General features: G+C 61.8%; 1 protein-coding gene. It reads right to left on the bottom strand.

The window, feature by feature from the left end:
- Positions 1-80 precede the first annotated feature (80 nt).
- Positions 81-629 (bottom strand): ATP-binding protein (locus tag HIJ39_RS23290; protein WP_169103394.1); only part of this gene is annotated, 549 nt, incomplete at its 5' end.

Here is a 629-nt window from a genome sequence, read left to right as displayed (position 1 = left end):
ATTCCAGTAATTCGCCACCAGTGTGTCCGGTAATTAGTCACCGGGTAGTCCGATAAATCGCCACCACCCCGTGGGTGGGGTTACGATTCTGTTGTACCGGATGCCGCCGCAGGCGGCAAGGTTTTCCGCAGGGACTCGCCCCGCAGTTCGATCCGATAGGCCTGATGGACGACGCGGTCGAGCACGGCATCGGCGATGGTGGCATCGGCAAACAAGCTATGCCACTGGTTGACCGGAACCTGGCTGGTGACGATGGTGGCCGCCCGCTGATAGCGGTCGTCGAGAATTTCCCACAGATCGCGTGCCTGGTCCGCGTTCAGCGGTTCCCCCCAATCATCCAAGATCAGCAGTTCGACCTGGGCCCAAGCCTTCAAGGCTTGGGGATACGTGTGCTCCAGCCGGGCGACCAGGAGTTCCCCCAAAAGCCGACTAAGCCGAATATAGCGGACACGACGGTCTTGGCGACAGGCGGCATGCCCGAGGGCACAGGCCAGAAAGGTCTTGCCACACCCAGCCGGTCCCGTCAGCAGCACGGTATGATGGGCCATGATCCACTGGCCGGTCAGTAGCTGCTGAAACTGCCCACGGTCTAGCCCGCGAGGCACCTGATAGTCCACGGCTTCGGGGGA

Source organism: Sulfobacillus harzensis, from assembly GCF_012933365.1.
Taxonomy (GTDB): domain Bacteria; phylum Bacillota; class Sulfobacillia; order Sulfobacillales; family Sulfobacillaceae; genus Sulfobacillus_B; species Sulfobacillus_B harzensis.
The sequence above is the reverse complement of the archived record's forward strand: the minus strand, read 5'-3'. Positions and strand labels throughout refer to the sequence as shown.